The sequence below is a fragment of the Rhizobium ecuadorense genome (assembly GCF_001187535.1).
GTDB lineage: Bacteria > Pseudomonadota > Alphaproteobacteria > Rhizobiales > Rhizobiaceae > Rhizobium > Rhizobium ecuadorense.
Genome location: NZ_LFIO01001002.1, coordinates 1 through 261 on the forward strand (window position 1 = coordinate 1; position 261 = coordinate 261).

1 protein-coding gene is annotated in these 261 nt (G+C 55.6%); it reads left to right on the top strand.

The features are described from left to right. Nucleotides 1-40: 40 nt before the first annotated feature. A partial coding sequence (gene rpsU / locus AF337_RS18465) for a 30S ribosomal protein S21 (protein ID WP_049733211.1) occupies nucleotides 41-261 on the top strand: 221 nt, incomplete at its 3' end.

Below are 261 nucleotides of genomic sequence, written 5' to 3' on the forward strand. Positions count from 1 at the left end.
GCCTGCGATCGTCGCACCACCCAAACAAGGAGAACTTGAAATGCAGGTACTCGTCAGAGACAATAATGTCGATCAAGCGCTCAGGGTCTTGAAAAAGAAAATGCAGCGCGAAGGACTGTTCCGTGAAATGAAGGAACGGCGCGCCTATGAAAAGCCGTCCGAACGGCGTGTCAGAGAAAAGGCGCAGGCGATCAGTCGGCATCGCAAGGCCGCACGAAAGAAGATGCAGCGTGAAGGCCTGCTCGCCGGATCCAAGCGGGT